This window comes from Mesorhizobium sp. ISC25, assembly GCF_042295465.1.
Lineage (GTDB): Bacteria > Pseudomonadota > Alphaproteobacteria > Rhizobiales > Rhizobiaceae > Mesorhizobium.
This window is the reverse complement of record NZ_CP135441.1, coordinates 1,660,030-1,686,255: the sequence shown is the minus strand read 5'-3', so window position 1 is coordinate 1,686,255 and position 26,226 is coordinate 1,660,030. Positions and strand designations below refer to the sequence as shown.

At 62.5% G+C, this 26,226-nt stretch carries 29 protein-coding genes, 1 tRNA gene and 1 pseudogene; 13 read left to right on the top strand and 18 right to left on the bottom strand.

What is annotated here, in order from left to right; genetic code table 11:
- The first annotated feature begins 6 nt into the window (after positions 1–6).
- The 6 genes from RQ479_RS08620 to RQ479_RS08595 all read left to right on the top strand — a co-directional run bounded on the left by RQ479_RS08620 (position 7) and on the right by RQ479_RS08595 (position 4,361).
- Positions 7–555: a DUF177 domain-containing protein gene (locus RQ479_RS08620; RefSeq protein ID WP_352465549.1), complete on the top strand. Its 549-nt coding sequence runs from the start codon at positions 7–9 to the stop codon at positions 553–555.
- 123 nt (positions 556–678) lie between these two features.
- The gene (plsX, locus tag RQ479_RS08615; RefSeq protein WP_352465550.1) at positions 679–1,749 is read left to right on the top strand and encodes a phosphate acyltransferase PlsX; all 1,071 of its coding nucleotides are present in this window, start codon (positions 679–681) and stop codon (positions 1,747–1,749) included.
- A 9-nt stretch (positions 1,750–1,758) separates the two neighbouring features.
- A complete protein-coding gene (locus RQ479_RS08610; RefSeq protein WP_376704764.1) occupies positions 1,759–2,730 on the top strand; it encodes a beta-ketoacyl-ACP synthase III in 972 nt (323 codons plus the stop codon).
- 104 nt (positions 2,731–2,834) lie between these two features.
- Positions 2,835–3,158 (top strand): integration host factor subunit alpha, encoded by a 324-nt coding sequence (locus tag RQ479_RS08605; protein ID WP_023717292.1) that lies wholly within the window; start codon positions 2,835–2,837, stop codon positions 3,156–3,158.
- A 244-nt stretch (positions 3,159–3,402) separates the two neighbouring features.
- Positions 3,403–3,945: a MerR family transcriptional regulator gene (locus RQ479_RS08600; RefSeq protein WP_376704763.1), complete on the top strand. Its 543-nt coding sequence runs from the start codon at positions 3,403–3,405 to the stop codon at positions 3,943–3,945.
- Between the two features lie 74 nt (positions 3,946–4,019).
- Positions 4,020–4,361, top strand: a complete 342-nt coding sequence (locus RQ479_RS08595; RefSeq protein WP_376704762.1) for a hypothetical protein — start codon at positions 4,020–4,022, stop codon at positions 4,359–4,361.
- A 127-nt stretch (positions 4,362–4,488) separates the two neighbouring features.
- On the opposite strand, the gene RQ479_RS08590 is transcribed toward RQ479_RS08595, so the two are convergent.
- On the bottom strand, positions 4,489–4,716 hold the full coding sequence (locus RQ479_RS08590; protein ID WP_376704761.1) for a hypothetical protein: 228 nt from the start codon (positions 4,714–4,716) through the stop codon (positions 4,489–4,491).
- 276 nt (positions 4,717–4,992) lie between these two features.
- Between RQ479_RS08590 and RQ479_RS08585 the strand changes: the two genes are divergently transcribed.
- Positions 4,993–5,271 carry a helix-turn-helix domain-containing protein gene (locus RQ479_RS08585; RefSeq protein WP_023674515.1) on the top strand — a complete coding sequence of 93 codons (279 nt, stop codon included), beginning with the start codon at positions 4,993–4,995 and terminating at the stop codon, positions 5,269–5,271.
- A gap of 119 nt (positions 5,272–5,390) precedes the next feature.
- Positions 5,391–5,849 carry a YbaK/EbsC family protein gene (locus RQ479_RS08580; RefSeq protein WP_292658621.1) on the top strand — a complete coding sequence of 153 codons (459 nt, stop codon included), beginning with the start codon at positions 5,391–5,393 and terminating at the stop codon, positions 5,847–5,849.
- 37 nt (positions 5,850–5,886) lie between these two features.
- Here the strand turns inward: RQ479_RS08580 and RQ479_RS08575 are convergent, their stop codons facing one another.
- The 9 genes from RQ479_RS08575 to RQ479_RS08535 all read right to left on the bottom strand — a co-directional run bounded on the left by RQ479_RS08575 (position 5,887) and on the right by RQ479_RS08535 (position 12,679).
- Complete coding sequence (locus RQ479_RS08575; RefSeq protein WP_292658619.1) at positions 5,887–6,081, bottom strand: hypothetical protein; 195 nt, start codon at positions 6,079–6,081, stop codon at positions 5,887–5,889.
- Between the two features lie 147 nt (positions 6,082–6,228).
- Positions 6,229–6,462, bottom strand: coding sequence for a hypothetical protein (locus tag RQ479_RS08570; RefSeq protein WP_376704760.1), 234 nt, complete (start codon positions 6,460–6,462; stop codon positions 6,229–6,231).
- 591 nt (positions 6,463–7,053) lie between these two features.
- Positions 7,054–7,254: a hypothetical protein gene (locus RQ479_RS08565; protein ID WP_376704759.1), complete on the bottom strand. Its 201-nt coding sequence runs from the start codon at positions 7,252–7,254 to the stop codon at positions 7,054–7,056.
- Positions 7,255–7,262: 8 nt separating this feature from the next.
- On the bottom strand, positions 7,263–7,532 hold the full coding sequence (locus tag RQ479_RS08560) for a hypothetical protein (RefSeq protein WP_376704758.1): 270 nt from the start codon (positions 7,530–7,532) through the stop codon (positions 7,263–7,265).
- Between the two features lie 389 nt (positions 7,533–7,921).
- Positions 7,922–7,998: transfer RNA gene (locus tag RQ479_RS08555), tRNA-Pro, on the bottom strand.
- Between the two features lie 36 nt (positions 7,999–8,034).
- Positions 8,035–9,324 (bottom strand): O-antigen ligase family protein, encoded by a 1,290-nt coding sequence (locus tag RQ479_RS08550; protein ID WP_376704757.1) that lies wholly within the window; start codon positions 9,322–9,324, stop codon positions 8,035–8,037.
- Positions 9,321–10,856, bottom strand: a complete 1,536-nt coding sequence (locus RQ479_RS08545) for an undecaprenyl-phosphate glucose phosphotransferase (RefSeq protein WP_352465559.1) — start codon at positions 10,854–10,856, stop codon at positions 9,321–9,323. The genes RQ479_RS08550 and RQ479_RS08545 overlap by 4 nt, the downstream gene beginning before the upstream one ends.
- A gap of 122 nt (positions 10,857–10,978) precedes the next feature.
- Entirely contained in the window at positions 10,979–12,103 is a 1,125-nt protein-coding gene (locus RQ479_RS08540; protein WP_352465560.1) for a glycosyltransferase, read from the bottom strand.
- Between the two features lie 12 nt (positions 12,104–12,115).
- Entirely contained in the window at positions 12,116–12,679 is a 564-nt protein-coding gene (locus RQ479_RS08535) for a polysaccharide biosynthesis/export family protein (RefSeq protein WP_254817578.1), read from the bottom strand.
- Positions 12,680–12,934: 255 nt separating this feature from the next.
- On the opposite strand from RQ479_RS08535, the gene RQ479_RS08530 reads away from it, so the two are divergent.
- The gene (locus RQ479_RS08530) at positions 12,935–15,184 is read left to right on the top strand and encodes a GumC family protein (protein ID WP_376704756.1); all 2,250 of its coding nucleotides are present in this window, start codon (positions 12,935–12,937) and stop codon (positions 15,182–15,184) included.
- A gap of 21 nt (positions 15,185–15,205) precedes the next feature.
- Here the strand turns inward: RQ479_RS08530 and RQ479_RS08525 are convergent, their stop codons facing one another.
- Positions 15,206–16,435: a GNAT family N-acetyltransferase gene (locus RQ479_RS08525; RefSeq protein WP_376704755.1), complete on the bottom strand. Its 1,230-nt coding sequence runs from the start codon at positions 16,433–16,435 to the stop codon at positions 15,206–15,208.
- A gap of 89 nt (positions 16,436–16,524) precedes the next feature.
- On the opposite strand from RQ479_RS08525, the gene RQ479_RS08520 reads away from it, so the two are divergent.
- Positions 16,525–17,583 (top strand): polysaccharide deacetylase family protein, encoded by a 1,059-nt coding sequence (locus tag RQ479_RS08520; protein ID WP_376704754.1) that lies wholly within the window; start codon positions 16,525–16,527, stop codon positions 17,581–17,583.
- Here the strand turns inward: RQ479_RS08520 and RQ479_RS08515 are convergent.
- Positions 17,580–17,807 (bottom strand): DUF2842 domain-containing protein, encoded by a 228-nt coding sequence (locus RQ479_RS08515; RefSeq protein WP_376704753.1) that lies wholly within the window; start codon positions 17,805–17,807, stop codon positions 17,580–17,582. The two genes, RQ479_RS08520 and RQ479_RS08515, sit on opposite strands and share 4 nt — an antisense overlap.
- Positions 17,808–17,958: 151 nt before the next feature.
- On the opposite strand from RQ479_RS08515, the gene RQ479_RS08510 reads away from it, so the two are divergent.
- The gene (locus RQ479_RS08510; RefSeq protein WP_376704752.1) at positions 17,959–19,053 is read left to right on the top strand and encodes a COX15/CtaA family protein; all 1,095 of its coding nucleotides are present in this window, start codon (positions 17,959–17,961) and stop codon (positions 19,051–19,053) included.
- On the opposite strand, the gene RQ479_RS08505 is transcribed toward RQ479_RS08510, so the two are convergent.
- The 3 genes from RQ479_RS08505 to speB are packed head-to-tail and all read right to left on the bottom strand — an operon-like array spanning position 19,043 to position 21,846.
- On the bottom strand, positions 19,043–19,882 hold the full coding sequence (locus RQ479_RS08505) for an aminoglycoside phosphotransferase family protein (protein ID WP_376704751.1): 840 nt from the start codon (positions 19,880–19,882) through the stop codon (positions 19,043–19,045). The two genes, RQ479_RS08510 and RQ479_RS08505, sit on opposite strands and share 11 nt — an antisense overlap.
- Positions 19,883–20,809, bottom strand: coding sequence for an N-acetyl-gamma-glutamyl-phosphate reductase (gene argC, locus RQ479_RS08500; RefSeq protein ID WP_376704750.1), 927 nt, complete (start codon positions 20,807–20,809; stop codon positions 19,883–19,885).
- A gap of 29 nt (positions 20,810–20,838) precedes the next feature.
- On the bottom strand, positions 20,839–21,846 hold the full coding sequence (gene speB / locus RQ479_RS08495) for an agmatinase (protein WP_376704749.1): 1,008 nt from the start codon (positions 21,844–21,846) through the stop codon (positions 20,839–20,841).
- A gap of 306 nt (positions 21,847–22,152) precedes the next feature.
- Between speB and RQ479_RS08490 the strand changes: the two genes are divergently transcribed.
- On the top strand, positions 22,153–23,211 hold the full coding sequence (locus tag RQ479_RS08490; protein WP_376704748.1) for a glycerophosphodiester phosphodiesterase family protein: 1,059 nt from the start codon (positions 22,153–22,155) through the stop codon (positions 23,209–23,211).
- A 30-nt stretch (positions 23,212–23,241) separates the two neighbouring features.
- Here RQ479_RS08490 and RQ479_RS08485 read toward each other — a convergent pair.
- Positions 23,242–24,125: pseudogene (locus RQ479_RS08485) on the bottom strand (aldo/keto reductase family oxidoreductase).
- 94 nt (positions 24,126–24,219) lie between these two features.
- Between RQ479_RS08485 and RQ479_RS08480 the strand changes: the two are divergent.
- On the top strand, positions 24,220–25,122 hold the full coding sequence (locus RQ479_RS08480; RefSeq protein WP_376704747.1) for a LysR family transcriptional regulator: 903 nt from the start codon (positions 24,220–24,222) through the stop codon (positions 25,120–25,122).
- 111 nt (positions 25,123–25,233) lie between these two features.
- Here the strand turns inward: RQ479_RS08480 and rpsI are convergent, their stop codons facing one another.
- Positions 25,234–25,716, bottom strand: a complete 483-nt coding sequence (gene rpsI, locus RQ479_RS08475) for a 30S ribosomal protein S9 (protein ID WP_376704746.1) — start codon at positions 25,714–25,716, stop codon at positions 25,234–25,236.
- A 1-nt stretch (position 25,717) separates the two neighbouring features.
- Positions 25,718–26,182, bottom strand: a complete 465-nt coding sequence (rplM, locus tag RQ479_RS08470) for a 50S ribosomal protein L13 (RefSeq protein ID WP_023674645.1) — start codon at positions 26,180–26,182, stop codon at positions 25,718–25,720.
- Positions 26,183–26,226 lie beyond the last annotated feature (44 nt).

The window sequence follows — 26,226 nt, the reverse complement described above, 5'->3', positions numbered from 1 at the left end:
GCGAAGATGAAACATCCTGATTCCCACAGCCCAGTGTCATTCCTGGCAAATGTCGCCCGGCTGCCGCAAAAGGGGCTGCCGGTGGTGATCGATGCCGACGCCGGGCAGCGCGCCCTGCTGGCCGTCGAGCACGAGCTGCTTTCGGTCGAGAACTATCGCGCCGAACTCCTGGTCGAGCCCTGGAAGCGCAACGGGGTGAAAGTCAGCGGCCATGTCGAGGCCGATATAACGCAGGCCTGCATCGTCACCCTCGACCCGGTCGAGGCGCATATCGACGAGCCGGTCGAGGCGCTGTTCCTGCCGGAGCAATCCAAGCTCGGACGGCAAGGTTTCGACGGCGGCGGTGAGATCCTGCTCGACGCCGAAGGGCCGGACAGCCCGGAAACCTTTTCCGGCGACGCGATCGACGTCGGGGCGCTTGCCGAGCAGTTCTTTGGCTTGGCGATCGATCCCTATCCGCGCAAGCCGGGTGTGTCGCTGGAGGTAGCCGGCGATGCCGAGCCTGTGGAGAATGAATTCCAGCAGAAGCTCAGATCACTGCTGGGAAAATCCTGATAGCTGACCCAATTTGAGAAAAGTTGGTTGTGCGGCAGCCCAAAACCGTTATTTTCGCCGAACCTTCGCGAGCCCCGTACCTTGGCAAGCCCGCTGGCCAAGCAACCGTGAGATGAACACCGCGTGATCAGGATTTCCATTGATGCCATGGGCGGCGATCACGGGCCAAGCGTGGTCATCCCGGCGCTCATGACTGTCGCCACCCGCCGTCCGGATATACGCTTCGTCATTTATGGGCGTGAAGAAGTGGTACGGCCCGAACTCGCCAAATTCCCCAAGCTGGCGGAAGTGAGCGAGTTCATCCACTGCGAGATCGCAGTCCGGATGGACGACAAGCCGAGCCAGGCGCTGCGCCATGGTCGCTGGAAATCATCGATGTGGAAGGCCGTCGAGGCGGTCAAGGCAGGCACTGCCGATGCCTGCATCTCGGCCGGCAATACCGGCGCGCTGATGGCGATGTCCAGATTCTGCCTTCGCACCATGGCGACCATCGACCGCCCGGCAATCGCGGCGCTCTGGCCGACCTTGCGCGGCGAAAGCGTGGTACTGGACGTCGGCGCTACCATCGGCGCGGATGCGCATCAACTGGTTGATTTTGCCATTCTTGGCACCGGCATGGCGCGCTCGGTTTTCGGCATCGAACGGCCGAGTGTCGGGCTGCTGAATGTCGGCGTCGAGGAGATCAAGGGCCAGGAGGAGGTCAAGGAGGCGGGCCGTATGCTGCGCGAGGCCAACATGGCCTCGATGAACTACCATGGCTTTGTCGAGGGTGACGACATCGGCAAGGGCAGTGTCGACGTCGTCGTTACCGAAGGATTTGCCGGCAATATCGCGCTCAAGACGGCGGAAGGCACGGTCAGGCAGATCGCCGGCTATCTGCGCGCGGCGATGAACCGGACGCTGATGGCCAGGATCGGCTATATCTTCGCCAAGTCCGCCTTCGATCGCCTGCGCGAGAAGATGGATGTCGGCCGTTCCAATGGCGGCGTCTTCCTCGGATTGAACGGCATCGTGGTGAAAAGCCATGGCGGGGCTGATTCGGATGGCTTCGCGGCGGCGATCGAGCTTGGCTACGACATGGTGCGCAACAATCTACTTGACCGCATCGAAGCCGATCTCGACCTGTTCCATGCCCGCAATCCGAATGCCCAGACAATCCGGAAATCCGACGTCGTCATCGACGCAAAGGAATAGGAAAGAGCATTGATCAGATCAGTCGTGCGCGGCACGGGCGCCGCGCTGCCCCGCCGCATTATGAAGAATGCCGATTTCGAAGGCATGGTCGAGACGTCGGACGAGTGGATCGTCCAGCGCACCGGTATTCGCCAGCGCCACATCGCGGCCGACGACGAGACGACGGCCTCGCTGGGCGAGGCGGCAGCGCGCGCAGCCCTCGACAACGCCGGCCTGACGGCTGACGACATCGACCTGATCGTGCTGGCGACCTCGACGCCCAACAACACCTTTCCCGCGACCGCGGTCGAGATCCAGAACCGGCTCGGCATGCACCACGGTTTTGCCTTCGACCTGCAGGCGGTCTGCTCGGGCTTCGTCTATGCAGTGACGACCGCCGACCTCTATATCCGCGGCGGCTTGGCCAGACGCGTGCTGGTGATCGGCTCGGAAACGTTTTCGCGCATTCTCGACTGGAACGACCGCTCGACCTGCGTTTTGTTCGGCGACGGCGCCGGCGCGATGGTGCTGGAAGCAGGCACGGGGGCAGGCGGCATCGCCGACCGAGGCGTTCTGGCGGCCAGCCTGCGCTCCGACGGCATCCACAAGGACAAGCTTTTCGTCGACGGTGGGCCGTCGACCACGGGAACGGTCGGGCACCTCAGGATGGAAGGCCGCGAAGTGTTCAAGCATGCGGTCGGCATGATCACCGACGTCATCGAAGCGACGTTCGCACAGGCCGGCATCAGCGCCGCCGATCTCGACTGGTTCGTGCCGCATCAAGCCAATAAACGAATTATTGACGCTTCGGCCAAAAAGCTCGGGATTGAGGAGCGGAAGGTGGTGGTGACCGTCGATTTGCACGGTAATACCTCGGCTGCTTCCGTGCCGCTGGCACTGTCCGCGGCCGTCGCCGACGGTCGCATCAAAAAGGGTGACCTAGTACTGCTTGAGGCGATGGGCGGCGGCTTCACCTGGGGCGCCGTCCTGCTCCGCTGGTAAGTGCCGAACTATCGGGTTCGGGTCCTTGACCTTGACGGATCAATTACTTAGGTTCTGCCGTTGCTTGTATCGATTTATGTTTTTGAGCTGATGGGACGGTTCGTATGGGGGGAAAGACACTTACGCGCGCCGACCTCGCCGAAGCCGTTTACCGCAAGGTTGGGCTGTCGCGTACTGAATCGGCCGAGCTTGTCGAGGCGGTGCTGAATGAGATCTGCGAGGCGATCGTTCGCGGCGAGACGGTGAAGCTGTCGTCCTTCGCGACCTTCCACGTCCGCTCCAAAAACGAGCGCATCGGGCGCAATCCCAAGACCGGTGAGGAAGTGCCGATCCTGCCGCGCCGGGTGATGACCTTTAAGTCGTCGAACGTGCTGAAGAACCGTATCCTGCGCTCCCATCAAAACAGCAAAGCCAAGGGCAGCAAGTAGACGCCCGATCCACTTTGCCGAGAATCATGCTCCAGACTTCGGTTGAAAAACGAACCCTGCTTTTGCGCTGGGCTTGAATATTGTTTCATAAACCGCTGAAATAAGATGCGATTCGGTAGGCCGGATCGGTATTTGGGTGTGATCCGCTCCGGCGGGACGGAAAGCTGCTCTCTTTGTTAAGCGTGATGTCGCCCGAACCCGGTTCCCGCCTTTCGCGATCATGCTCTAGCGTGAGGATTCGCCCATGGACAAGAGCCCTGATGCTTTCCGCACCATCAGCGAGGTCGCGGAGGATCTGGATTTGCCGCAGCACGTGCTGCGCTTCTGGGAGACGCGTTTCAACCAGATCAAGCCGATGAAGCGCGGCGGCGGCCGCCGCTACTACCGTCCGCAGGACGTCGAACTGATCAAGGGTATTCGCCATATGCTCTACGATCAGGGCTATACGATCAAGGGCGTGCAGAAGCTGTTGCGCGAGAACGGCAACCAGTTTCTGATCGCCCTCGGCAGTGGCGACATGGCGGCGGTCGAGGCGATCTCGCAGCGCCGACAGGCTGACACGGTACTGCTGACGCAAGCGGCGCAGCCGCGCGGCCCGGACGACGAAATGCTGGTCGGCCAGCCGAGGGTGAAACCCAGCCGTCGTTTTTTCGGCATCGGCAAGACCGACGAGGAAGGTCCGGTTCCGCCGGACACGTCAAAACTTTCCCGTGACAATCGCGCATTGCTGCAGGAGGCGCTGTTCGATCTCCTTGAATGCAAGCGCCTGCTCGATCAGGTTCGCTAGAGCCCGCCGGGCTGACCGGAACGGTCTTCAGGGTCATGCGTTAGGCTTCCTTCTACAGATGAAGGAAGCACGTCATGGCATCGCTTTCGAGCATCTCCGACACCGATCTGAACAAGCAGGTCGCGGCCTTGACCAGGGAACTGGCCACCTTGAAGAAAGCCGTGTTGAAGCAGGGCGGCGCCCTTTACGAAGACGGGCGCGATACCGCGTCGGATTATTATTCGGATATCACTGAGCGCCTCGGCGACGCCTTGCCGACAATCAGAAGGCAAGGCCGGGCGATCGAGAAGACCGCCCGAGATCACCCGGCGACGGCGGCCGCTGTCGGGCTGGTTCTGGTCGGGCTGGTCGCCAGTCTGTTCCTCGGCGGCCGGCAGCAACAAGCACCGCGAGGGCGTTCAAGATCGGCACGTTGAGACAAGCAAATGGCGGTGGTCAGCGGACCGCCGCCATTTTTCGCCGACACGGAAAGCTCGGCAAGCGCGCCGCCGTTTGATCAAGGACCAGAACGCCTGATTGCCGGTTGTTCGCCCGAGGATGTTTTCAGTACTTCTTCGCCATAACCTTCTTGTGATGGTGGCGGTAGTGGTGGTGGACGCGGTGATGGTAGTGATGGCGGTGATGCTTCTTGACGGTGGTGTGCATCGTCGTTGCATTCGCGCTGCTTGCGCCGATGATCGGCATTGAGAGGGCAAGTGCGATTGCAAGTCCAAGGGCGGAGAGAAGAGGCTTGTTCGTTTCCTTTTTGCGCAGGCGGAATTTGAGCGTCACTGATTCAGGTCGGTGACTCGAGCGCTGCGGTTGGGACTATCGCCTTGGAGTTTTTCGGCAGTTTTTCCGGCCTGTAGAATTTTGTTTCCGAACTGTGTTTGCTGACGATCCGGCCAGATGTCAGCTCGCCGGCATCCGCCATTCATTCCGGCGTCGGTTCACGATGCCGTGACGCTATCTTTGATGCTTGGCAAATCACCGGCGAGCGGGCATTCTCCCGATCGTCTCAGGCAACAACATGATTTGATCTAACTCTTTCATCCCACGGAGTTGCCAATGCCCCAAATAGCAAAACGCGAACCTTACTCCGAACTGGCGGCGAGCGCGGTTACGCCTGAACGCAGTGCCGTCCGAACCGCCCGGGAAGCCCGTGGATACAGCATCGAAGAGCTGTCCCTGGCGTGCGGGCTGGCAGCCTATGAGATCGCCGACATTGAAAGCGGCAAGGATGCCGATCCTTCGAAACGTCGGCGTATTGCCTCCGCGCTTCAACTTCCGGAAAGCGCTCTGTTTGACGAAGCCGTGTTGCCTGCCAAAAGGCGATCCGTGTCGTAGCGGCGTACCATGCTTTTATTCCACGAGCTCGCCATGGGTCGCCCTGGCGGGCTTCGTTTTTTCGGCCACGTAGTGGACTTGCCGGCCGCCACGGCGACGCCAGACGGAAATTGCTGGAGATGAGCCTCGAATCCGTTCGCGCCTTCTTCGCCGCCCACGCGCCCGACATTGACGTCATTGTCACGGAGGCAAGCTCGGCGACGGTGCCTCTGGCCGCCGAAGCGCATGGCGTAGCGCCGGCGCAGATTGCCAAGACGATCTGCTTGCGCGCCGGCGACCAGACGATGCTGATCGTGGCCGGCGGGGTCTCCAGGCTGGACAACCGCAAGTTCAAGGACCGGTTCGGCGGCAAGGCGCGAATGCTGGATGCCGAGCAGGTGTTCGCCGCGACCGGTCATCCCGTCGGCGGCGTATGTCCGTTCGGCCTGCCATCACCGCTGCCGGTCTATTGCGACGTCTCGCTGCGCGCCTTTGACGAAGTCGTCCCCGCCGCAGGCGCAACCAACGCCGCCGTACGGCTCAGCCCGCAACGCATGGCGGAACTCGTTGGCGCCGAATGGGTGGATGTGTGCCAGTAGCCCCTTATCCGGGGCGTGGGACCGCTGAGCGTTACCGCTATTCGGTCTTCTGTGCTTCTTCTTTCTTGATCGTCTGAGCGTCCGTGGCAGTCGACATATCGGCCTTCTCGACGCTCGCTGTCCTCGTCTGCGTGTCGACCGATGCCTGGACCTTGGAATGCGCGGGGCAATCCGCAGAGGCAGCTGATATGGACATGGTCAGTGCCGCGGCTGTTGCGAGGAATGTCTTCATGATCATTCTCCTCTTTCGTTCGATGGGTAAAGTTAGCCCGTCTGGCACCGACCGCAAAATCACATTTGTTCACGCGCGCCCTTGCGTGTACGGAAGCCTACGCTGGACCAATAATTCAAATGGTTGCGCGGATAGCCGCTTGCCGTATCAAAGCCCACCGGCTCCGGCCGAAGGATTTTTGGCGTTAAAAATCTCGCCGCTCAGAGCCAGTCTCAAATCTTCGGCGCTGAGCTGACCACTTTCGAACAAATCCATCACCCTGCGGCCGAGCACTTCTCTGCCTGGATCGCCATCAGCGAGGCCTAGTTCACGGCATCGGGCATCAAGTGCTTTGGTCAACATGGTCAGCTCGGCAGGACAGGTAGCTCCTTGAAGCGACATTGCATCTCTCCCGAAAAGGGCGAAAGGGCGTGTCATCTTCGAAGCGTCCGCTCGCCCTTACAACTGCGGACGACGGCAATTCAACTAGAGCCAACCTTTTTCGAACTCAACATTCGAACGTATTAAAAACGCCGCCCGCGCTCCAATGGGAGGATCCTGCTACAATACGGGATGGCCGTCCGAATAGCGGTTGTCCTCGCGCTTCTTTTCGCCTTCGCCTACGGTTTCGCAAAACTCGTGGAACGTTATGGCAGCGTTGGCGACAGGCCCTCTCCGTGTGAAGAATTGCCCTATCCTGATTGTCCTGACCCAAAAGCTCCTCCCCGGGAAGAAACTAAGCCTTGAGCGTGCGCTTGTTCAGGCCAGGCCAGCCGCCGGCGTTGAACTAGCCCTTTCCAACCGACGGTTGGTGGACGCATTGCAGCTGATGCGCCTAGTGTTCACTACGATCCGCGCGCACCGGGCATGCCCAACCCCCGAGTCACCCCTGCCTGATGCAAGGCGCCTGATCGAGTCCCGCCGTTCTGGCATGTGCGGCGGGACCTTTTTATTGAAGGTGGAACACGGGCTCACGGTGAAGGTTGGCAAACCTTACCTAGCACTACCGCGCGGTTTCTCGGCGGGCTTTTGGCTAGACTTCAGCCTCCGTGCCTCGCGCACGAGTGATGCATGATCAATTCCAATCATTTCGATGAGATCGCGCGCCTGCGCTTCCGTTATGCCGGTCTCATCGGCGAGCAGCCGCGCATGAAGATACTTGATACGCTCGCGGTCGGTCTCATCCTCGCCCATGGTGACAATCACCTTTTTTGGCAATCAGCTTTCGCTTCGCCGAGGTGCATTCGTGCTCTTTCCTGGCGGATCTCCCTTGCCGTCCGATCGCTCCGGCCGGCCGCCCGCCGGAGCGCCTTGGTGGCTTCCGCAACGCCCGCGCGGTCGTTGTCATTGGCCCGGATCAGTTCGGGGACCTGGTCCACGGCGATGCCATTCTGCCGCGCGAAATGCTCCACGTCGTAGTCCTGGCTGGACCCCAGGCGGTCTCGGTCGCGCGTGCTCTTGTCGTCGGCCATGTGGTCCTCCTGGTGGAGCTTCGGATCAATGGCAACGTAGGCAAGCAGCTTTCGTTGCGGCATCAACGCGGAAATGGTTGTGTTCGCTCTGGCTAATATAGTCTTTGTGCCTAGGGGCTCTCCCATGTGCGTAAAATTGTAAGTGCCGGCGCCGGCCGCCTCTTGTCGGCCGCGATCAGCCGACTGAGGGACAGCATGATCTCCCCACGTCGAGCCGGCCTCGGTCATGCAATCGGTGATCGTCTGAAAGCCGGGCGCCATCGCCTCCTGGCCCAGTCAGCGCAACATCAAGGCCGCCGAAACCGCGTCCGCGGCCCATCGGCTGGGCGGTGCCATGCGGCTACTGACTGCATAGCCAGTTTGGGGGGAAACTAAGCCTTGGATTTTAATGGTCGGAGTGGCCGGATTCGAACCGACGACCCCTTGACCCCCAGTCAAGTGCGCTACCGGGCTGCGCTACACTCCGGACCGGTCGCGATGTATCGTGATAGACCGGCTCCGGTCAACCGAATTCGGTTGCTGTCCTGCCTGAAGCAACAGCAACGGGGATTGCCGGTCGCTGCGCCGCCCGCAACTGCCACTGGTGGCGGTATTCGAGCGCGATGGCACCCCAGATCAGGCCGAGCAGCAGGTAGACATGGCGCCAGTGGTCGATGTCGATGAAGGTGCCGAGCCCGATGTTGCCGATGAACGCGACATAGGCGCATAGCAGATAAGGCTGCCAGGGCCGGTCGCGCAGCAGAATGCGGAAGCCGGCGGCGATCGTCCAGCACGTCAGCGTCAGGAACGACACGAAGCCGAGCCAGCCGTAATCCATCAGCATCTTCAGCCAGATGTCGTGCGTGTCCTCGCCGAACATCTTGCCGAAGACGAGCGGGCCGATGCCGAACGGATGCTCCAGCGCCATCTGAAAGCCGATCGTGTAGCGGGCGAAGCGGCCGAGGCGGGCGGTGTCGTAGCTTTGTTCGAGCTGTGCGCGGTTCGAGAACATCTCCGCGACGCCCGGCAGTTGCAGGATGACGATCGTTGCGATGACCAGCAGTCCGACGGCGGCGATGGTCATGACGACGACGCGCAGCCTAAACTTGCCGCTGGCGCTCTGCAGGAACAAGGCACCGGTCAGCAGGATCGCCGAAACGGCGAACATGCCCCAGGCGCCACGCGAAAAGGAAAAGAAGATGCCGGCGGTGATGATCAGCAGCGGCACCGCCAATAGCGGCATGCGCGCGACCGAGCCGGTAAGCAGCAGATAGAGCAGGTAGATGCCCGGCAGCACCAGGAAAGGCCCGAACACGTTCGGGTCCTGGAAGGCGCCGGCGGCGCGGTCGTATTTGGTGAAGATCTCCGCTCCTGGAAAGGCATGGAAATAGCCGGCTATGCCGACCAGCGAGGTCAGCACTGCCGACACCACGTAGGCGACGAAGATCACCCGATAGAGACTGGGCTGGACGGCCGTTACCGAAGCGAAGAAAACCGCGGTCAGAGCCAGGAACAGCGAGACGGCGAGATAGAGCGGCGTGCCGGCGAGGTCCGACATCTGCGTCATCGAGATCATACCGCCGATGTTCATGATAACCAGCAGCACCAGCAGCGGCACCGCCGCGCGCTGTATGCGCATGCCGAACAAGGGCCACACCACGATCAGCCCGATCATATAGAGGTCGTACGGCGCGGGCTCGGCAATGACGAAGCCGGACAGGAAGACGCCGAGGAAAACCGCCCCCGACGCAATCAGTGCAATCAGCTTGGCGTTGACCGCCGCCGCCGGCAATTCGTAGGCCGTCGCGCTCAATACGCGTTTTCCGTATTGAGCAGACGGATCGGCGTCAGGAACAGGATTCTGAGGTCGAACAGGAGCGACCAGTTCTCGATGTAATAGAGGTCGTATTCCGTCCGCATGCGAATCTTCTCGTTGGTGTCCATCTCGCCGCGCCAGCCATTGATCTGCGCCCAGCCGGTCACACCGGGCTTGACTTTGTGGCGGGCGAAATAGCCGTCGACCACTTCATTGTAGAGGAGGTTGTGCGACTGCGCGGCAATGGCGTGCGGGCGCGGCCCGACCAGCGACAGCGAACCGAACAGCGAATTGAAGAACTGCGGCAATTCGTCGATCGAGGTCTTGCGGATGAAGCGGCCGACGCGGGTGACGCGTGGATCGTTCTTGGTCACGGTCTGCTTCGCCGTCGGGTCCGCCTTGTCGGTGTACATCGACCGGAACTTGTAGACCTCGATGATCTCGTTGTTGAAGCCGTGTCGTTTCTGGTGGAACAGCACCGGCCCCTTGCTGTCGAGTTTGACCGCGATTGCGGTCGCCAGCATCACCGGCGAGAACACGATGATGCCGATGATCGAAAAGACAATGTCGAAGGCGCGCTTGGCGACCGAATCCCAGTCGTTGATCGGCTTGTCGAAGATATCGAGCATCGGCACCGAGCCGATGTAGGAATAGGCGCGCGGCCTGAACTGCAGCGCGTTTGAATGCGCCGATAGCCGGATGTCGACCGGCAGCACCCACAGCTTCTTCAATAACTGCAGCACGCGCGATTCGGCGGTCAGCGGCAGCGATACGATCAGCATGTCGATGCGCGCGATGCGGGCAAATTCGATGAGTTCGGAAATTGTGCCGAGCTTGGGATAACCGGCGACAACCGGCGGCGACCGCTTGTCGCCGCGGTCGTCGAAGATGCCGCAGATGCGAATGTCGTTGTAGGGCTGCCTTTCGACCGAGCGGATCAGCACCTCCGCCGCCTTGCCGCCGCCGACGATGACGGCGCGGCGCTCCATCCGCCCGTCGCGCGCCCATCGCCGAATCAGCTTCGACATCACCAGGCGGAGACCCAGTATCAGCACGAAACCGACGATGAACCACGTGCCGAAGAGCAGGCGCGAATAGTCTTCCGACATTTTCATGGTGAAGGCGGTGAGCGCCATCAAGGCGAAGGTTCCGGCCCAGACGAGCAGGAGCCGGCCGAAATTGGCGATCGGCCGCATCAGCGCGACGATCTGGTAGCAGTCGGTGACGTCGAGCAGAACGACCGCGAGGAACGAGGTGGCGGCGATCGTCAGTGAGTATTGCCAGGCAAGATAGTTAAAAAAGCCGACGTAATAGAAATAGACGGCAAGACCTGACACCAACAGCAGCGCGAATTCCACCATGCGCAGGACGCCGCTCACCATGATCGGCGACATCGTATCGCGCCGGTATTGCGAGGCGACCTGGCGGGCGACGTCGTTCATGCCGCCGGCCGTGTTGTTCTCGGCAGGGGCGTCGAATTTGCGCACCGCGTCTAGCGAAAAACGGCGCGCGGGGTCGATTTCGTTCATGGGGCGTCCGTAGGTTTCCCTCACGTGAATAGCAAAAGAGAGCTAAGAAACCCTTGAAACAACAGATGGCTTTGGAGACGCTTTCACCGAGGGCGTTTTGCAGCCGAGTGGAACCAGTTGCTCTATTGTTTGAGCGCGGCGAAATAAGCTTTTTCGATTTCAGCGGCCATTACATCGGCGCCGAAGCGTGCCTTGAGGTTGGCGGCGCCGGGCATCAGGCCCTTGTAGGCGTCGAGATCGGCCAGTGCAGTGCTTATCTTGTCGCCAAGTTCGCGTGGGTCGGGCTGGATCAGGGAAGGCGAGCCGGTGTCGAAGATTTCCGGTATGCCCCCGACCGACGTCGCGATGATCGGCTTGCCGGCGGCGAGTGCTTCCAGAACGATGTAGGGCATGGCTTCCGCACGCGAGGGAACGACGACCAGCTTGGCCAGCGCGAAGGCGAGCCGGGCTGGCATCGGCGGCAGGAAGCCGACGTCCAGGCCGCGCTGATTCACCTGGGCGCGATAGCGCGGCAGGTCGTCGCCATCGCCGACCATCAGCGCCTTCAATGGGCGGCCGAGCCCCGTTGCGGCTATCCCCAGCGCATCGATGAAGATGTCCGGGCCTTTGAGGTCTCGCATCATGCCGATATAGAGGAGGTCAACCGCATTGTGCTCGGTCCGCACCGGCTCGAACTCGGCGGCGCGCAGGCCGTTGTGGACGAGAGCGTTCGGAATGGGCGGCTCGCCGACCTTCCTGCGATAAGTCCGCCGCTCATAATCGGAAACAAACAACAGGCAATCGGTGAAGCGAGCCATGAAGCGCTCGAGCGCGAAGAACAGCTTCCCCATGGCGGTGGTCTCGTCATAGTGGAGCGAGCCGCCATGCGGCGAATAAAGGCGGGCTACGCGAGACCTGGATACCCGCAACAATGAGCCGAACAGACGGGCATAGGCGCCACCTTTGGCGCCATGCCCGTGCAGCACGTCCGGCCGCAATTCTTTTATGATCCTGTAGGTGCGCCGGGCCGAGGCGAGATCGCCTGGCCCGACATGCCGCTGCATCGGCGTTCGGTGAATGCCGAGCGCCAGGCTGTCTTTCATCTGTTCGAACAGCCGTTCCTCGAAATCGCCCCCAGTCGTCGAATCGCAGACGATGCCGACGGCATGGCCGGCGGCAACCTGAGCCTCGGTCAGGTCGCGCACATGCCGAAAGATGCCTCCGACCGGTGAGCGAAAGCAGTGGACGATCCTGAGTGTGTCCGCCACTTGGTCAGCACGTCAAAACAGGCGTTCGCGAACGTAGACTGTATCCCCGGGCAACAGCGGGTCGGAGGTCACCACGCGTCCGGTTATCACTTTGCCGTTGATGTCGCGGGTAATGTCGACGCTTTCCTGGTTGGCGCGCGGCGTGAACCCGCCGGCGATTGCGACGGCTTTCTGCACGGTCAGGCCCGGAACGTAGGAATACTGGCCCGCCGCGCCCACTTCACCCATGACGAAGATCGGTCGGTAGCGATCGATTTCGACTGAAACGTCGGGATCCCGCAAATAGCCCTGGCGGAGTTTCTCGGCGATCTCGCCCTCAAGCTGCTGGGCGGTATGGCCGCGCGCCGGCACGTTGCCGACGAGCGGCAGCGAGAGATAGCCGGACTGGTCGACGCTGTAGGTGTTCGTCAATCCTTCCTGCTCGAACACGGTGACGCGGACGCGGTCGCCGGCACCGAGGCGATAGGGCTGGTCGAGCACTTCATGGAATGCGGCCGGCGTCGGCCGGTAGCTGGAGCAGCCCGAAAGCATAGATACGGCAAGCAGCGCGCGGAAAAGGGGAGCAGTGCTTTTCATGAGCGGACACGTACCTTTGAATAGCCGGCGACTCTGCGGCAAACCTTAACGATCGAGCTCGGTTATCATCCTGTTAGGGTTAATGGCCGGTAAAGGCGCGCGGCCGATGCGGGCCGGATTGGCAAATGCAGATGGTTTTCAGCCTCTTGTTTGCGGCTTGTTAGTAGAGCCTAACAGGTTCTTATCGCGATATTAACGGCTGAGTTACCATAGTTGTTTACGGTGCATGCTGACTCAGTACCGGAGCAGGGATGCATGTCCGTTCAATCCGCGGCCGCAGATGTCGACGTCGATCTCAGGCAGCTTTTCGCCAGCCTGGCGCGAAACTGGCTGCGCATCGTTGTCGTCGCGCTGGTGGTAACCGGCCTGGCCTTTGCGTTCGCCTGGCTTGCAACGCCCGAATACAAGGCGGCAGCCAAGCTGGAAATCGGGCCTCGAGAATCGGAGTTCACGCGGCCAGCCGGTACCAACGGCAACGAGCGGTCGATTCCCGACGAAGAGGCTGTGGCCACCGAGGTTCAGATAATTTCGTCCCCTGACATCCTCAAACAGGTGGCGGCGAAGCTCAACCTGGCGAAATTGCCCGAATTCGACGAGGCGCTGAAGATGTCGGCGCTGAGCCGCACCCTTGTCCTCGTTGGCTTGAAAAGCGATCCGTTCGAGATTCCGCTGGAAGAGCGCGTGCTGGACGCAATGCATGAGAAGCTCAACGTCTATGGCGTTGAAAAAACCCGCGCGATCGCAATCGAGTTCTCGTCAGAGGATCCAAAGCTTGCCGCCGCGATTCCGAACGCCATTGCAAACGCCTATATCGCCTCCAAGGGCAATGCCAAGCTCGAATCGAATTCCGCCGCCACCGACTTTCTGGCGCCGGAAATCGCGGATCTGCAGAACCGGGTGAAGGAGGCGGAAGCCAAGGTTGCCGCATTCCGTGCCCAGTCCGATCTTTTGATGGGCGGCAACAATTCGGTGCTTGCCACCCAGCAGCTGTCCGAATTGTCGAGCGAACTGTCGCGGGTCCGCGCCAACCGCGCTTCAGCGGAAGCGACCGCCGACAGTGTGCGCAGGGCGTTGCGCAATGGCGGCTCGCTGGATGCCGTTCCGGAGGTGTTGTCTTCCGACCTGATCCAGCGCCTGCGCGAGCGGCAAGTCGAACTCAAGAACAACATCGCCGACCTTTCCACTACATTGCTAGACAATCATCCGCGCATCCGCGCGCTGAAGTCGCAGCTCGCTGATCTCGACCGCCAGATCCGCAACGAAGCGGAAAAGATCATGAGGGGTCTGATGGCGCAGGCCGAGACGGCGAAGGCGCGAGAGGCTCAACTCATGGCCGACGTCAACACGCTGAAGGCGGCGTCCGCCCGCGCCGGCGAAGAGCAGGTGGAACTCGATGCGCTGCAGCGTGATGCCGCGACCAAGCGCCAGCAACTCGATCTCTATTCGTCCAGCTATCTCCAGGCGGCCGCACGCAAGGATCGCAACTACCTGCCCGTCGACGCTCGCGTATTTTCGGAGGCCCAGGTGCCGACCGAACCCTATTTCCCCAAGATTGGTCCGATTGTCAGTGCGGCCTTTGTCGGCTCGTTGCTCATCATGGCGATCGTCACGCTGCTGCGGGAACTGTTTTCCGGCCGCGCCATGCGTCCGGCCGCCGGTGCCCATTTCGAGCGCATCGAGCAGGTTGCGATGCCGGCTGTCCAGGCCGAACGCGTAATGGCCGAGCCCGACCCGCCGGTTGCCCGGCCCGAACCGGCAGTCGTCGAAATTGATGAGACCGACGACGACAAGATTATCGAAACCAAAGTGGAGCCGGAACCCTCTGCGGTGGCGGAAGCGGCTGCCGAGAAAATCGAACCGGAGTACTCTGAAATGGCTGCAGGAAACATTGAACCGGCACGTTCTATCCTCGGCGAGGTCGATATCGACAAGGCCGCGGAAAAACTGATCGCCACCGGTGCCGCCCGCGCCATATTCGTGTCGCCAGAAGGCGACGAGGCGGCCGCCTCGGCGGTGCTGGTGGCGCGCGCAGTTTCCGACGCCGGGCTACGCGTGCTGCTGCTTGATCTCACCGCTTCGGGTGCCGCCTCGCGGCCGATGCTGGACAGCGGGCTGTTTCCGGGCATCACCGATCTGCTCGCCTCGCAAGCGCAGTTCAGCGATGTGATCCACCCCGACCTCTATTCGGACTGCCACGTTATTCCCGTCGGCACAGCCGATCCGGTCCGCGCCATGCGCGCCGCCGACCGGCTGCCGATCATCATGCAGTCGCTGACCACCGCCTATGATCTGGTCGTGGTCGAATGCGGACCGGCCGACGCGCAAGGCATCAGCCGCCTGGTGGGCGAGGGCACCGAGGTCTTGCTCTCCATGCTGGAGCCGGACGACGAGGTGACGCAGGCCGCGGTCGCGCTCATCGAGAGCGGCTATCCCGACCTGACGCTGGTCACGCCGATCGGCCATGTCGCGCCGGGGCCAATGCCGGGGCGGCGCTCGGCCGCTTGAGGCAGTTTTCTCAAATCGAAATCAGCTGTCGTCTTCGCCCGCGACCGGCACTGTCTGCCCCGCGGCCTTGCGGCGCAGCAGCTTGGTCAGCTTCCAGACTGTCGGCCTGTGCTTGATGAAGGCCTTCGCGCGCGCGCCATGCCTGAGCACAAGCGCCAGCCCCCGACCCTTCGGCGTCAGCGGAACCAGCACCTCGAAATGCTGCGTTTCGACATCGCACCACAATCGCTTGTAGGGTTCGTCACCGACCGAGAAATCATAGATTTCGAAACCCGCCTCGCAGGCTTCCTGGATGTTCTCGAAGAACAGGAAGTCGCCCGGGCTGGTGTGTGCGAGGTCGTCCTCGGCGATGGCCCCGAATTCGCAGATCAGCCGCTTGCCCGAGCGGCTCGATCCGGTGACAGCACGAAGCTTGCCGGCGACTTCCAGCCCATGCAGGACAAAGGACGGATCTTCCTCTTGACGCGCGTCGGTAAACAGCGAGCGGAAAAAAGCGCGCACCTCCGCCTCACCGAAAACATTGCCGATGCCCATCTTGCGGAAGCGGAATTCCTTCATCTCGAAAAAGGCGTCGAGCAGCCTGTTCACCTCGTCCGCAGTCTTCGCCTCGATGCGACGACAGCTGCCGACGGCCTCGAACTTGCGCGCCTGCGAGCGATGCTTCTTGCGCCTGCGCTTGCCGCTCACGCGGGTGAGCAGTGCATCAAACCCTCCTGCAAGACTGGCGGCCAGCGACAGATTGGGGCTCGAAAAATGCGGCAAGGCGAAGAGCGGGTTGGCAACGCCGTCGAGATCGGGCAGCAGCCGCTCCAGCGCGACAAGATCGATGTCGCGCCGCGACTTGGCGATCGCGGCCAGCATCGAACGGATCGCCGCGCTATCGGCATTCGCCAGCCATTGCGGGTCGGTGGCGGCAAAATTGCCGTTGGCATGGCGGCCGCCCATGAAGCGGGCGACGCGGAACGCTCCACTGCGAGTGACCTCCAGCGCCAGTGATAAAACCGGCCTGTCATCGGCGCGCAGCGTCGCAACGACAACGTCGGCGCCGGTATGTGCGGCCCAGTTCAGGATCCAGCCTGCGCTCTGCGCCGGGGCAAAAAGCGCTGAACGGCAGAATTCGGCGTACGCCGCCAGCGCCGCACTGTCGGTGACCGAGGTTGACAGGCCGGCTTTGCCGGCCGGCAAGGCACACGGCGATGCCTCGCTGCTTGCCAGCCGATTGCCGTCAAATGACGCGGTGGCGTCAACCATACCTCAATCCTTAGGGCGTATTCGTCGCGATTGGGGGTTCGCGCAGGCGCATTCCAAGCTTGATGAGCTTAGGCGCAAAAGGTGAATGAATGATCGACGGGGGCGAGGCAATCCGCAAACTGGCGCTCAATCTCGCCCGCTATTCCGGTCTCGCGCCGCTGGCCAAGCCGTTTATCGGCGGCCTCGGCGCCATCCTGATGCTGCATCGGGTCACCGCGACACCGGAAAAGCCGAACGGCGTCAATCGCCACTTGAACATCGCGCCTGGGTTTCTCGACACCGTGATCGCCGACATGAAGGCGAACGGCTACAGTTTCGTCACGCTGGACGAAGCGATCGAGCGCATCGAGGCTGGCGACAAGGACGGCCAGTTTGCGACGATCACCGCCGACGACGCCTATCGAGACAACATGACCGAGGCGCTGCCGGTGCTGGAGAAGCACGGCGCGCCGATCACCATCTACGTCGCGCCGGGACTGATCGACGGCGCTGCCGATTTGTGGTGGGACGTGGTCGAGGACATCGTTAATGCGCGCGATCGCCTGACGCTGACGACGCCGGATGGCCCGGTGACGATCGACTGCTCGAGTCCGGGAAAAAAGGTCCAGGCCAATGCGCGCCTGCAAGCTCATCTGACGCTGAAGGTGCGCGAGCAGGACCAGCGTGCGGTGTTGCGCGATCTGGCGCGCTCGAACGGCATTGAGTTGGGCGGTCCGCGCCCGAGCACGCTGATGAACTGGGACGAGATCCGCACCATGTCCGCGCACCCGCTGGTGACGATCGGCGCGCATAGCGTCAATCATTGCAATCTGAAGCGGCTTTCCGAGAGCGACGCGCGGCATGAGATCGGCGACGTCAAGCGCATATTGCGGGCCAAACTCGGCGAGGAGCCGCGCCATTTCGCCTATCCCTACGGCTATGCCAGCGCCGTCGGCCGCCGCGAAGTGGGCCTAGTCCGCGATGCCGGCTATGCCTCGGCGGTGACGACCCGCCACGGCATACTCCGCGCCGAGCATGCCGGGTTCCTGCATGCCCTGCCGCGCATTTCGGTCAACGGCCGCTATCAGAGCGTCGCCCACATCCGAACCATGCTGTCGGGCGTGACGACGCCCCTGGCCAATGCCGGCAAGACGGTGGTGACGATCTAACTGTTGCCTCGGCTCTTCGGCCGCGGCTCCAGAATCAGCCATTTGATGATGCCCATTGCCGGCAGCACCCACAAAAGCCCGCTGAGCAGGAAGAAGATGAAGTGCGTCAGCGGCCCTGACTGCGACAATTGGGCGACCGCCACGATCGAAGCGACCAGCGCATAGACGACGACCAGCACTACCAGCAGGAAGCTTCCGATCAGCTTTTTCAGGCGAATGGGCATGGCGCGATCTCGTTGATCGCTATCGCTTAGGCCGAACAATCGATGCGCGCAAGCCGCCAGAAACGGCGCGACGGCGTGCCGCGCTGTCCGGTCTTGCAAGCCGGGTTGCGATGGTTCACCAATCCGCGACTTCAACTGCCGGGACAAAGCCATGGCTGCTGCCATATCCGATGCCGCGCCTTTCGCCGCCCGCGATCGCGACCTTCGCAACCGCGCGCTGGTACGCGGTTGGCTCTATGTCGTGCTCCTGGTGCTGTTTGCGCTGGTACTGGTCGGCGGCGCTACAAGGCTCACCAATTCCGGCCTGTCGATCACCGAATGGCAGCCGATACACGGCGTCATCCCGCCGCTCAATGATGCCGAGTGGCAGGAGGAATTCCTGCGTTACCAACAGATCCCGCAATATGCCGAACTCAACAAGGGCATGAGCATCGAGGCGTTCAAATCGATCTTCTGGTGGGAATGGGTGCACCGCATCCTGGCGCGTAGTGTCGGCGTGGTCTTCGCCCTGCCGTTGCTGTTCTTCTGGGCGACGCGCCGCATCGAGCGCGGCCTCGGCACGAAATTGTCGGGCATTCTCCTGCTCGGCGGGCTGCAGGGCGCGATAGGCTGGTGGATGGTGGCGTCCGGGTTGGTTGACCGGGTTTCGGTCAGCCAATATCGGCTGGCGACGCATCTGACGCTGGCGGCGCTAATCTTCACGGCGACCATGGTGGTCGCGCGTGGGCTGGCGCCGCACTCGGAACCTGCCGCCGACCGCTCGACGCAACGGCTGGCCGGCTTCCTGGTGCTGCTGGCGCTGGTCCAGATCTATCTCGGCGGGCTGGTCGCAGGGCTAGACGCCGGCTTGAGCTACAACACCTGGCCGCTGATGGACGGCAAGCTGCTCCCCGGCGACCTGCTGCTGCTCGAGCCGGCATGGCGCAATTTCTTCGAAAACCCGAAGACGGTGCAGTTCGTCCACCGGGTCGGCGCCTACACGATCTTCGCGGTCGCGCTTTGGCACATGATCGCGACACGCCGGCGTCTGCCGGGCACGACGCATGCCCGACGCGCGACGCTGCTGTTCCTGATTGTCGTGGTGCAGGCGTCGATCGGCATCGGCACCCTATTGATGCAGGTGCCGCTGCACATGGCCTTGACGCATCAGGCATTCGCGCTGGTTCTGCTGGGCTTCGCCGCCGCGCATTGGCGCGGTACCAAGGGCGCTTACCCGCTGCCCCACGAGATTGCTCTCAGAGGCTGAGCCGCACTCGCTGGATTGCCGCGGCAATCGCCAGCTCGCGGTTTTCCTCGACCGCATTTCGATCTTCTTGGTGCCATGCAGCCGACAGGCAGCCATAGGCAATGGCGTGGTCCAGTATGGCGGGCGCCGTCTGGCCGAGCGTTGCGGCAAAGACTTGTGCCATATGGGCGATCCGCCGCGGATCGAGGCAAAGATCGTCTCGGTCGAGTGGGTTGTAGAACATGTTGGCGGCATCGAAGCCCGGGTCGCCGAAAACGCCCTTCGGATCGATCGCCAGCCAGCCACGTGGACCGTGCATGATGTTGTCGTGATGCAGGTCGCCATGCAGCGGCCGGGCGTCATGCGGATTGGACAACAGCTGTTCCGCGATTTCGGCAGCTTCGACATACAGGCTCCTTTCGCCGGCGGCGCGATCGGCCTTCGTCTTTTTGAACAGGCTGGAAAACCGTGTCCGCAGCGGCTGAAGGTCCGGCGGGGCAGGGTGCGTCGAAGGCGAGTGCAGCTTAGCCATCACCTCCGCCGCGATTGCGGTGGCGCCATTGTCGTCCTGATCCGCAATGATCTGTGACAGCGAGGTTTCGCCAGCGTATTCGAGCAGCATGCGGTGGCCGTCGCTGCCGAGCAGCCGCACCGCGCCTTCGCCGCGTCGCCAGGCGAGGAAATGCTCGCCACGCAACTCGTCCTCGACATCGTCGAAAGGCTTTAGGTCCTTGACGATTGCCGGTGAGCCGTCCTCGCGAGCAACCTTCCAGATGCGGCTACTGAACGTTTCGGCGACGGGTTCGGGCGCGCCGACCTTCCAGCGCTTCGGAAATGCCGGCACGTCCATTCAGAGGCCGAGCATCAGATCCATGTTCTGCACGGCGGCACCCGAGGCGCCTTTGCCGAGATTGTCGTAGACGGCAAGCAGCAGCGCCTGCGCTCGATCGTCATTGGCGAAGACGTAGAGCTTCATCCTGTTGGTGCCGTTGTAGATCTCCGGATCGATGTCAGGCATGCGTTCCTGATGCAGATACGGCGCCACCTCGACCACGCCGCCATCGATGGAAGCGAAATGATCGGCGATCGCCGCGTGAAGCTCGGCGCCGGTCGGCACATGGCCGAGGCCGCCGAGTTGCAGCGGCACCACCGTGATCATGCCTTGCGCGAAATTGCCGACCGCCGGCTGCATGATCGGATCGTGCGAAAGCCTGGCATAGGTCCTGAGCTCAGGCACGTGCTTGTGCTGGAGCGTCAGCCCGTAGGGCAGGAATTCCGGCGCATCCTCGCCCTTGGCGACATAATCCTCGATCATCGGCCGGCCGCCGCCGGAATAGCCGGAAATGCCGTTGACGGTGACCGGAAAATCGGCCGGCAACAGCCCCGCCGCAACCAGCGGCCGCAGCGTCGCGATTGGTCCTTGCGGCCAGCAGCCCGGATTGGCGACGCGCTTCGCCGAAGCGATCTTCCTCGCCTGGTCCTTGTCCATTTCGGCGAAACCATATTCCCAGCCTTCGGCAACGCGATGCGCCGTCGAGGCGTCGATCACCTTGGTGATGTCATTGGCGATCAGCGAAACGCTTTCCTTGGCGGCCGCGTCCGGTAGGCAGAGGATCGCGACATCGGCGGCATTGAGGAACTCGGCGCGCGCTGCCGTTTCCTTGCGGCGCTCGGTCGGGATGGAGATGATTTCCAGGTCGCCGCGCTCGGCAAGCAGCGCCCTGATCTGCAGGCCGGTGGTGCCGTGCTCGCCGTCGATGAAGATTTTCGGTTTCATTGCCTGCCTGAATTCCTGTTGTCTCAAAGCTATATGCCGCTTGCCTGATTCAATCCGGCAACGCTGTGATTGCCCTGGTTCATTTCCTCGAGCCGGGCCTTTCGTTCCGCCAGCAGCCCGAGATAGTGCATGGCCACCATCGAGCCGGCAATTGCCGTTATATCGGCGTGATCATAGGCTGGCGCAACCTCGACGACGTCGGCGCCGACGATATCGACCTGGTTGATCTGGCGCAGCACCGACAGGATCTTTGCCGAAGACGGGCCTCCCGCGACCGGCGTTCCGGTGCCGGGCGCAAAGGCCGGGTCCAGGCAATCGATGTCGAAAGTGACATAGGTCTTCTTGCCGCCGGTACGGTCGACGATGGCATAGGCGATGTCGGACGCCCGCATTTCCTCCACTTCATGGCCATACAGGATCTTGATGCCGAACGTGTCAGGCGCATGAGTGCGGATGCCGATCTGGATCGACCGGTCGGGGTCGATGATGCCCTCCTTGACCGCACGGCCGACGAAGGAGCCGTGATCGATGCGCTTGCCGTCGTCGGGCCAGGTGTCCTGATGTGCGTCGAACTGTACCAGGGCCAGCGGGCCGTGGATGGCGGCATGCGCCTTGAGCAGCGGCCAGGTGACGAAATGGTCGCCGCCGAGCGATAGCAGGAAGGCGCCGGATTTCAGGATCTTCGCCGCTTCGCGCTCGATTGTAGCAGGCGTCTTCTGGTGATTGCCGCTGTCGAGCAGGCAATCGCCAAAGTCGATCACAGCAAGCTGTTCGAACAGGTCGCGCGAAAACGGATATTGCGGATCGTTGTCGAGGATGGCCGAGGCGCGGCGAATCGCCTGCGGTCCGAAACGCGCGCCCGGCCGATTGGTGACCGCCGCATCGAAGGGAATGCCCCACACCACTGCATCGGCGCCCTTCACGTCCTTCGAATATTTGCGCCGCATGAACGACAGCGCGCCGGCATAGGTCGGCTCAAACGACGCGCCCGTCCTGGAGCGGGTAGTGAAGGCGTGATCTATGGTCCTTGGCGGCATAAAGCGATCTCCTGTGCGTCGACGCGCAACCTTATTGGACATAATTCTCAGAATTGCGACTCCTTCGGAGAACCACGGCCATTCGAGCCCGGTCACAAATTCTTGCTTGCCAGGCGAGATCCGCATGGCTGGCCAGGAGATTGCCTGGCAAGCAACCGAAAGTAGCCGACGACGACTGCTTCGGCCGGCGCTGAGCTGATTTTCCGGCGTTTTGCAAGCCGGCTTCGTTCACCTGCCTGTCACGGGCATCGCTTAACCGGGGTGCGATCCCGGTACGGAGCGATTCTCGTGCGAACGACTTGTCTCATGCGAACGATTTGGCTGAGCCTTCTGCTTTCCGCGGCGCTGGCGGTCTCCCTTGGCCATGCATCGGCAGGCGAAACGCGCGCCAGGCAGATTCTTAACCGCTTCGAGCACGCCAACCAATGGCGCGATCATGTGATGGTGGCTGCGCACCGTGCTGGTGGCATGCAATCCGGCAAGACGCTCTATCCCGAAAACTCGATCGCCGCCGTCGAGGCGTCGATCGCAATGGGCGCCGAAATTGTCGAGGTCGATATCAGACGCTCGAAGGACGGACAGTTCGTCGTCATGCATGACAGCTGGCTCGACCGCACGACGAATTGCAAGGGTGAGGTGGTCAACCGCACGCTGGCCGAACTCAAGACGTGCCGGTTGGTGATCGAAGGCACCGGCGCCGTTACGGGCGAGACGGTCTCGACGTTGCGCGAGATGTTGATGACGACCAGGGACAGGATCCTCATCAATCTCGACAACAAGCTCGATACCGAAAGCCTCCTCGGCATGGTCGCGGTGGCGCGCGACCTCGGCATGGCCGAACAGGTGATCGTCAAGGAGAACCTATGGAATGCGGAGCGGATCGCCACGGTCAAGGCTGCCATGGACGCGATCGGCAGCGGCTTCCAGTTCATGCCGATCATCGCCGATGATGCGGTTCGCGACGCCATGTTTGCTGAAAAAATCAGCCGGGCCTTCCCGGTGCGCGCGGTCGAGATGATCAACTGGCGCGCAGGATCAGAGACGCTGACCGAGACCGGCGGTCCGCTGTTCAGCCCGCACATGCGCGCGCTGGCGGTGAGGGGCGACTGGCACATCTGGGCCGACACCTACGCCATCGTCAACAAGCCGGGTGGCTTCCTCGCCGGCGGCCGCGGCGACGAGCTGGCGGTCGCGGCCAGCCTGCCGCGCGAGACCTACGGCTTCTGGGTCGAGCGCGGCGCGACCATCATCCAGACCGACGAACCGAAGGCCGCGATCGGTTGGCTGGCGGCGAACGGTTTTCGCGTGCCCTATGCCGGTGAGAAGCGACCTGCCGAGCCGGCCAATACGGCCAGCATCAACTAACTCCAGGCACGAACCAGAGCGACTGCCGCGCTACGCGTGAGCGGGGACATTGCCGGCAATACTGTCCAATTCCTCGAGCGCATCTTCGGGCAACGCGAGATCGCCCGCGGCGAGGTTCTCCCTGAGATGCGCGACGGAAGACGTGCCGGGGATCAGAAGAATGTTGGGCGCGCGGCGAAGCAGCCAGGCGAGCGCGACCTGCATGGGCGTGGCGCCGAGGCGTGCCGCGACCTTGGACAAGGTCGACGACTGCAACGGGTTGAAGCCGCCAAGCGGGAAGAACGGCACATAGGCGATGCCGTCGCGGGCCAGATCGTCGATCAAGGCATCGTCGCCCCGACGCGCCAGATTGTACTGGTTCTGCACGCAGACGATCTTGCAAATCCTGCGGCCTTCGGCGATCTGCGCAGCGGTGACGTTGCTGAGCCCGATATGATGCACGAGGCCCTGTCGCTGAAGCCCGGCGAGCGTCGCAAGCGGCGCCTCGATCGACCCTTCGGCGGGGCCATGCGCGTCGAACATGATCCGAAGGTTGACCACCTCCAGCACGTCGAGCCCGAGATTGTGCAGATTGTCGTGCACCGCCTGGGTGAGTTCTTGGGCCGAGAAGGCCGGCAACCACGATCCGCCCTGGCCGCGTCGGGCGCCGATCTTGGTGACGATAACGAGGTCGTCGGGATAGGGTGCGAGCGCTTCGCGGATCAACAGGTTGGTCACGTGCGGGCCATAGAAGTCGCTGGTGCGATGTGATTGACGCCTTGCGCGACGGCCTCGCGCAGCACGGCCAATGCCGTGTCGTGGTCTTTTGGTGGGCCGAAGACGCCTGGCCCTGCGAGCTGCATGGCGCCGTAGCCGAGCCGTCTCACTTTGCGGTCGCCGAGGATGAATATGCCGGACTGGTCGACGCTGGACATGGTCTTTCTCCTTCAGGAACGGTGCACAGATAGACGTTGTCCGATCTCATGATAATTGGGTACAATTCGCACGGGCTGTGCGGAATGACGAACAATGCAGATTGATCTCGGGGATCTGAACGCCTTCGTGGCCGTAGCGCGCGCCAAAGGTTTTCGGGATGCGGCACGCGCCAGCGGCGGCAGTGCGTCCGGCTTGAGCGAGGCGGTGCGGCGCCTGGAGACGCAGCTCGGTGTCAGGCTGCTCAACCGGACGACCCGTAGCGTTGTCCTGACGGAAGCCGGGGAAGGCCTGCTGGCGCGGCTCGGTCCTGCCTTGAGCGAGGTGGAGTCGGCCCTGGACGTGGTGAACGGCTTTCGCGACAGGCCGGCGGGTACGCTGCGCCTCAACGTGCCGGTCAGCGCCGCGCGACTGGTCCTGCCCAGTATCGTTCCGCCTTTTCTCGCCGCCTATCCCGGTATCCGGCTGGAGGTGATCTCAGAGGAGAGTTTCGTCGATGTGCTGGCGGCTGGCTGCGACGCCGGCATTCGCTATGAGGAGCGGCTGGAGCAGGACATGATCGCCGTGCCGATCGGGCCGCGCGTGCAGCGCTTCGCCACCGCCGCCAGCCCTGCCTACCTGGATCGTCACGGCCGCCCGCAGCACCCGCGCGACCTGCTCGGCCACGCCTGCCTGCGCGGCCGCTTTGCCAGCCGTGCGATGCCGCCGTGGGAATTCGAGCGCGACGGCGAGGTGGTGCGGGTCGACCCAAGTGGGCCGCTTCTCGTGACACTGGGCGGGGCGACCGACCTCAAGGTCGATGCAGCCATCGCCGGCACAGGCATCGTCAGCATCTTCGAGGATTGGCTACGCCCTCACTTCGAGAGCGGGGCGCTCGAACCGGTGCTTGAACCGTGGTGGCAGAGCTTCTCCGGGCCGTTCCTTTACTATCCCGGCCGGCGCCTCGTGCCGGCGCCGCTGCGGGCGTTCATCGACTTCATCAAGGACAGCCGGACCTGAGCTCTGCGCCAGGCATGAACCGCGCCGCAGGCGCGGGTGGGGTGATGCCCCTGTATGAAAAGAAAAGGCCGCCCGGAGGCGGCCTTTCGATAGCGTGTAATTGCGCAGCGCTTAGCGCTTGGAGAACTGGAAGCTCCGGCGGGCCTTCGCCTTGCCGTATTTCTTGCGCTCGACGACGCGGCTGTCGCGGGTCAGGAAGCCGCCCTTCTTGAGCACGGCGCGCAGCGCCGGCTCGTAATAGGTCAGCGCCTTAGAGATGCCGTGGCGCACGGCACCGGCCTGGCCGGAAAGGCCGCCGCCGATGACGGTGGCAACGATGTCGTACTGGCCGGCGCGGTTGGCAGCGATGATCGGCTGGTTGAGGATCATCTGCAGGACCGGGCGCGCGAAATATTCGGCGAACACCTTGTCGTTGACGACGATCTTGCCGGAGCCGGGCTTCACCCAGACACGGGCGATGGCGTTCTTGCGCTTGCCGGTGGCATAGGCGCGGCCCGATTTGTCGAGCTTCTGGACATGGACGGGTGCTGCCGGCTGGGCGTTGGTGTTGCCGGTTGCAGTTCCGAGTTCTGCGAGCGAGGAAAGCTCAGCCATCTTACGAAACCTTCTTGTTCTTGGCGTTCAGCTTGGCCACGTCGAGGACGACGGGCTGCTGGGCGACATGCGGATGTTCCGTGCCTGCATAGACGCGGAGATTCTTCATCTGGCGACGGCCGAGTGGGCCACGCGGGATCATGCGTTCGACGGCCTTCTCGACGACACGCTCGGGGAAACGACCCTCGAGCAGCTGGCGCGCGGTGCGCTCCTTGACGCCGCCGGGGTGGCCGGTGTGCCAGTAATAGACCTTGTCGGTGAACTTCTTGCCGGTGAACACCACCTTGTCGGCATTGATGACGATGACGTTGTCGCCGTCGTCGACATGCGGGGTGAAGGTGGGCTTGTGCTTGCCGCGAAGATGATTGGCGATGACAGTGGCGAGACGGCCGACGACGAGACCCTCGGCGTCGATCAGCACCCACTTCTTCACCACATCCGCAGGTTTCTGCGAAAAGGTTGCCATGGATTGTTGCTTTCGGTTCGGACCTTCAAAAGAAGGCGTTTCTT

Bases quoted from the DNA above. Each gene is read 5' to 3' on its own strand.
- rplM (WP_023674645.1), bottom strand. From the start codon at position 26,182: ATGGCAACCTTTTCGCAGAAACCTGCGGATGTGGTGAAGAAGTGGGTG.
- RQ479_RS08580 (WP_292658621.1), top strand. From the start codon at position 5,391: ATGAGCCTCGAATCCGTTCGCGCCTTCTTCGCCGCCCACGCGCCCGAC.
- RQ479_RS08525 (WP_376704755.1), bottom strand. From the start codon at position 16,435: ATGGTTGACGCCACCGCGTCATTTGACGGCAATCGGCTGGCAAGCAGC.
- RQ479_RS08545 (WP_352465559.1), bottom strand. From the start codon at position 10,856: ATGAACGAAATCGACCCCGCGCGCCGTTTTTCGCTAGACGCGGTGCGC.
- RQ479_RS08585 (WP_023674515.1), top strand. From the start codon at position 4,993: ATGCCCCAAATAGCAAAACGCGAACCTTACTCCGAACTGGCGGCGAGC.
- RQ479_RS08605 (WP_023717292.1), top strand. From the start codon at position 2,835: ATGGGGGGAAAGACACTTACGCGCGCCGACCTCGCCGAAGCCGTTTAC.
- RQ479_RS08600 (WP_376704763.1), top strand. From the start codon at position 3,403: ATGGACAAGAGCCCTGATGCTTTCCGCACCATCAGCGAGGTCGCGGAG.
- RQ479_RS08490 (WP_376704748.1), top strand. From the start codon at position 22,153: ATGCGAACGATTTGGCTGAGCCTTCTGCTTTCCGCGGCGCTGGCGGTC.
- RQ479_RS08560 (WP_376704758.1), bottom strand. From the start codon at position 7,532: ATGGCCGACGACAAGAGCACGCGCGACCGAGACCGCCTGGGGTCCAGC.
- RQ479_RS08520 (WP_376704754.1), top strand. From the start codon at position 16,525: ATGATCGACGGGGGCGAGGCAATCCGCAAACTGGCGCTCAATCTCGCC.
- RQ479_RS08595 (WP_376704762.1), top strand. From the start codon at position 4,020: ATGGCATCGCTTTCGAGCATCTCCGACACCGATCTGAACAAGCAGGTC.
- RQ479_RS08535 (WP_254817578.1), bottom strand. From the start codon at position 12,679: ATGAAAAGCACTGCTCCCCTTTTCCGCGCGCTGCTTGCCGTATCTATG.
- argC (WP_376704750.1), bottom strand. From the start codon at position 20,809: ATGAAACCGAAAATCTTCATCGACGGCGAGCACGGCACCACCGGCCTG.
- RQ479_RS08575 (WP_292658619.1), bottom strand. From the start codon at position 6,081: ATGAAGACATTCCTCGCAACAGCCGCGGCACTGACCATGTCCATATCA.
- RQ479_RS08620 (WP_352465549.1), top strand. From the start codon at position 7: ATGAAACATCCTGATTCCCACAGCCCAGTGTCATTCCTGGCAAATGTC.
- RQ479_RS08505 (WP_376704751.1), bottom strand. From the start codon at position 19,882: ATGGACGTGCCGGCATTTCCGAAGCGCTGGAAGGTCGGCGCGCCCGAA.
- RQ479_RS08510 (WP_376704752.1), top strand. From the start codon at position 17,959: ATGGCTGCTGCCATATCCGATGCCGCGCCTTTCGCCGCCCGCGATCGC.
- RQ479_RS08515 (WP_376704753.1), bottom strand. From the start codon at position 17,807: ATGCCCATTCGCCTGAAAAAGCTGATCGGAAGCTTCCTGCTGGTAGTG.
- RQ479_RS08480 (WP_376704747.1), top strand. From the start codon at position 24,220: ATGCAGATTGATCTCGGGGATCTGAACGCCTTCGTGGCCGTAGCGCGC.
- RQ479_RS08530 (WP_376704756.1), top strand. From the start codon at position 12,935: ATGTCCGTTCAATCCGCGGCCGCAGATGTCGACGTCGATCTCAGGCAG.
- rpsI (WP_376704746.1), bottom strand. From the start codon at position 25,716: ATGGCTGAGCTTTCCTCGCTCGCAGAACTCGGAACTGCAACCGGCAAC.
- RQ479_RS08565 (WP_376704759.1), bottom strand. From the start codon at position 7,254: ATGGGCGAGGATGAGACCGACCGCGAGCGTATCAAGTATCTTCATGCG.
- speB (WP_376704749.1), bottom strand. From the start codon at position 21,846: ATGCCGCCAAGGACCATAGATCACGCCTTCACTACCCGCTCCAGGACG.
- RQ479_RS08570 (WP_376704760.1), bottom strand. From the start codon at position 6,462: ATGTCGCTTCAAGGAGCTACCTGTCCTGCCGAGCTGACCATGTTGACC.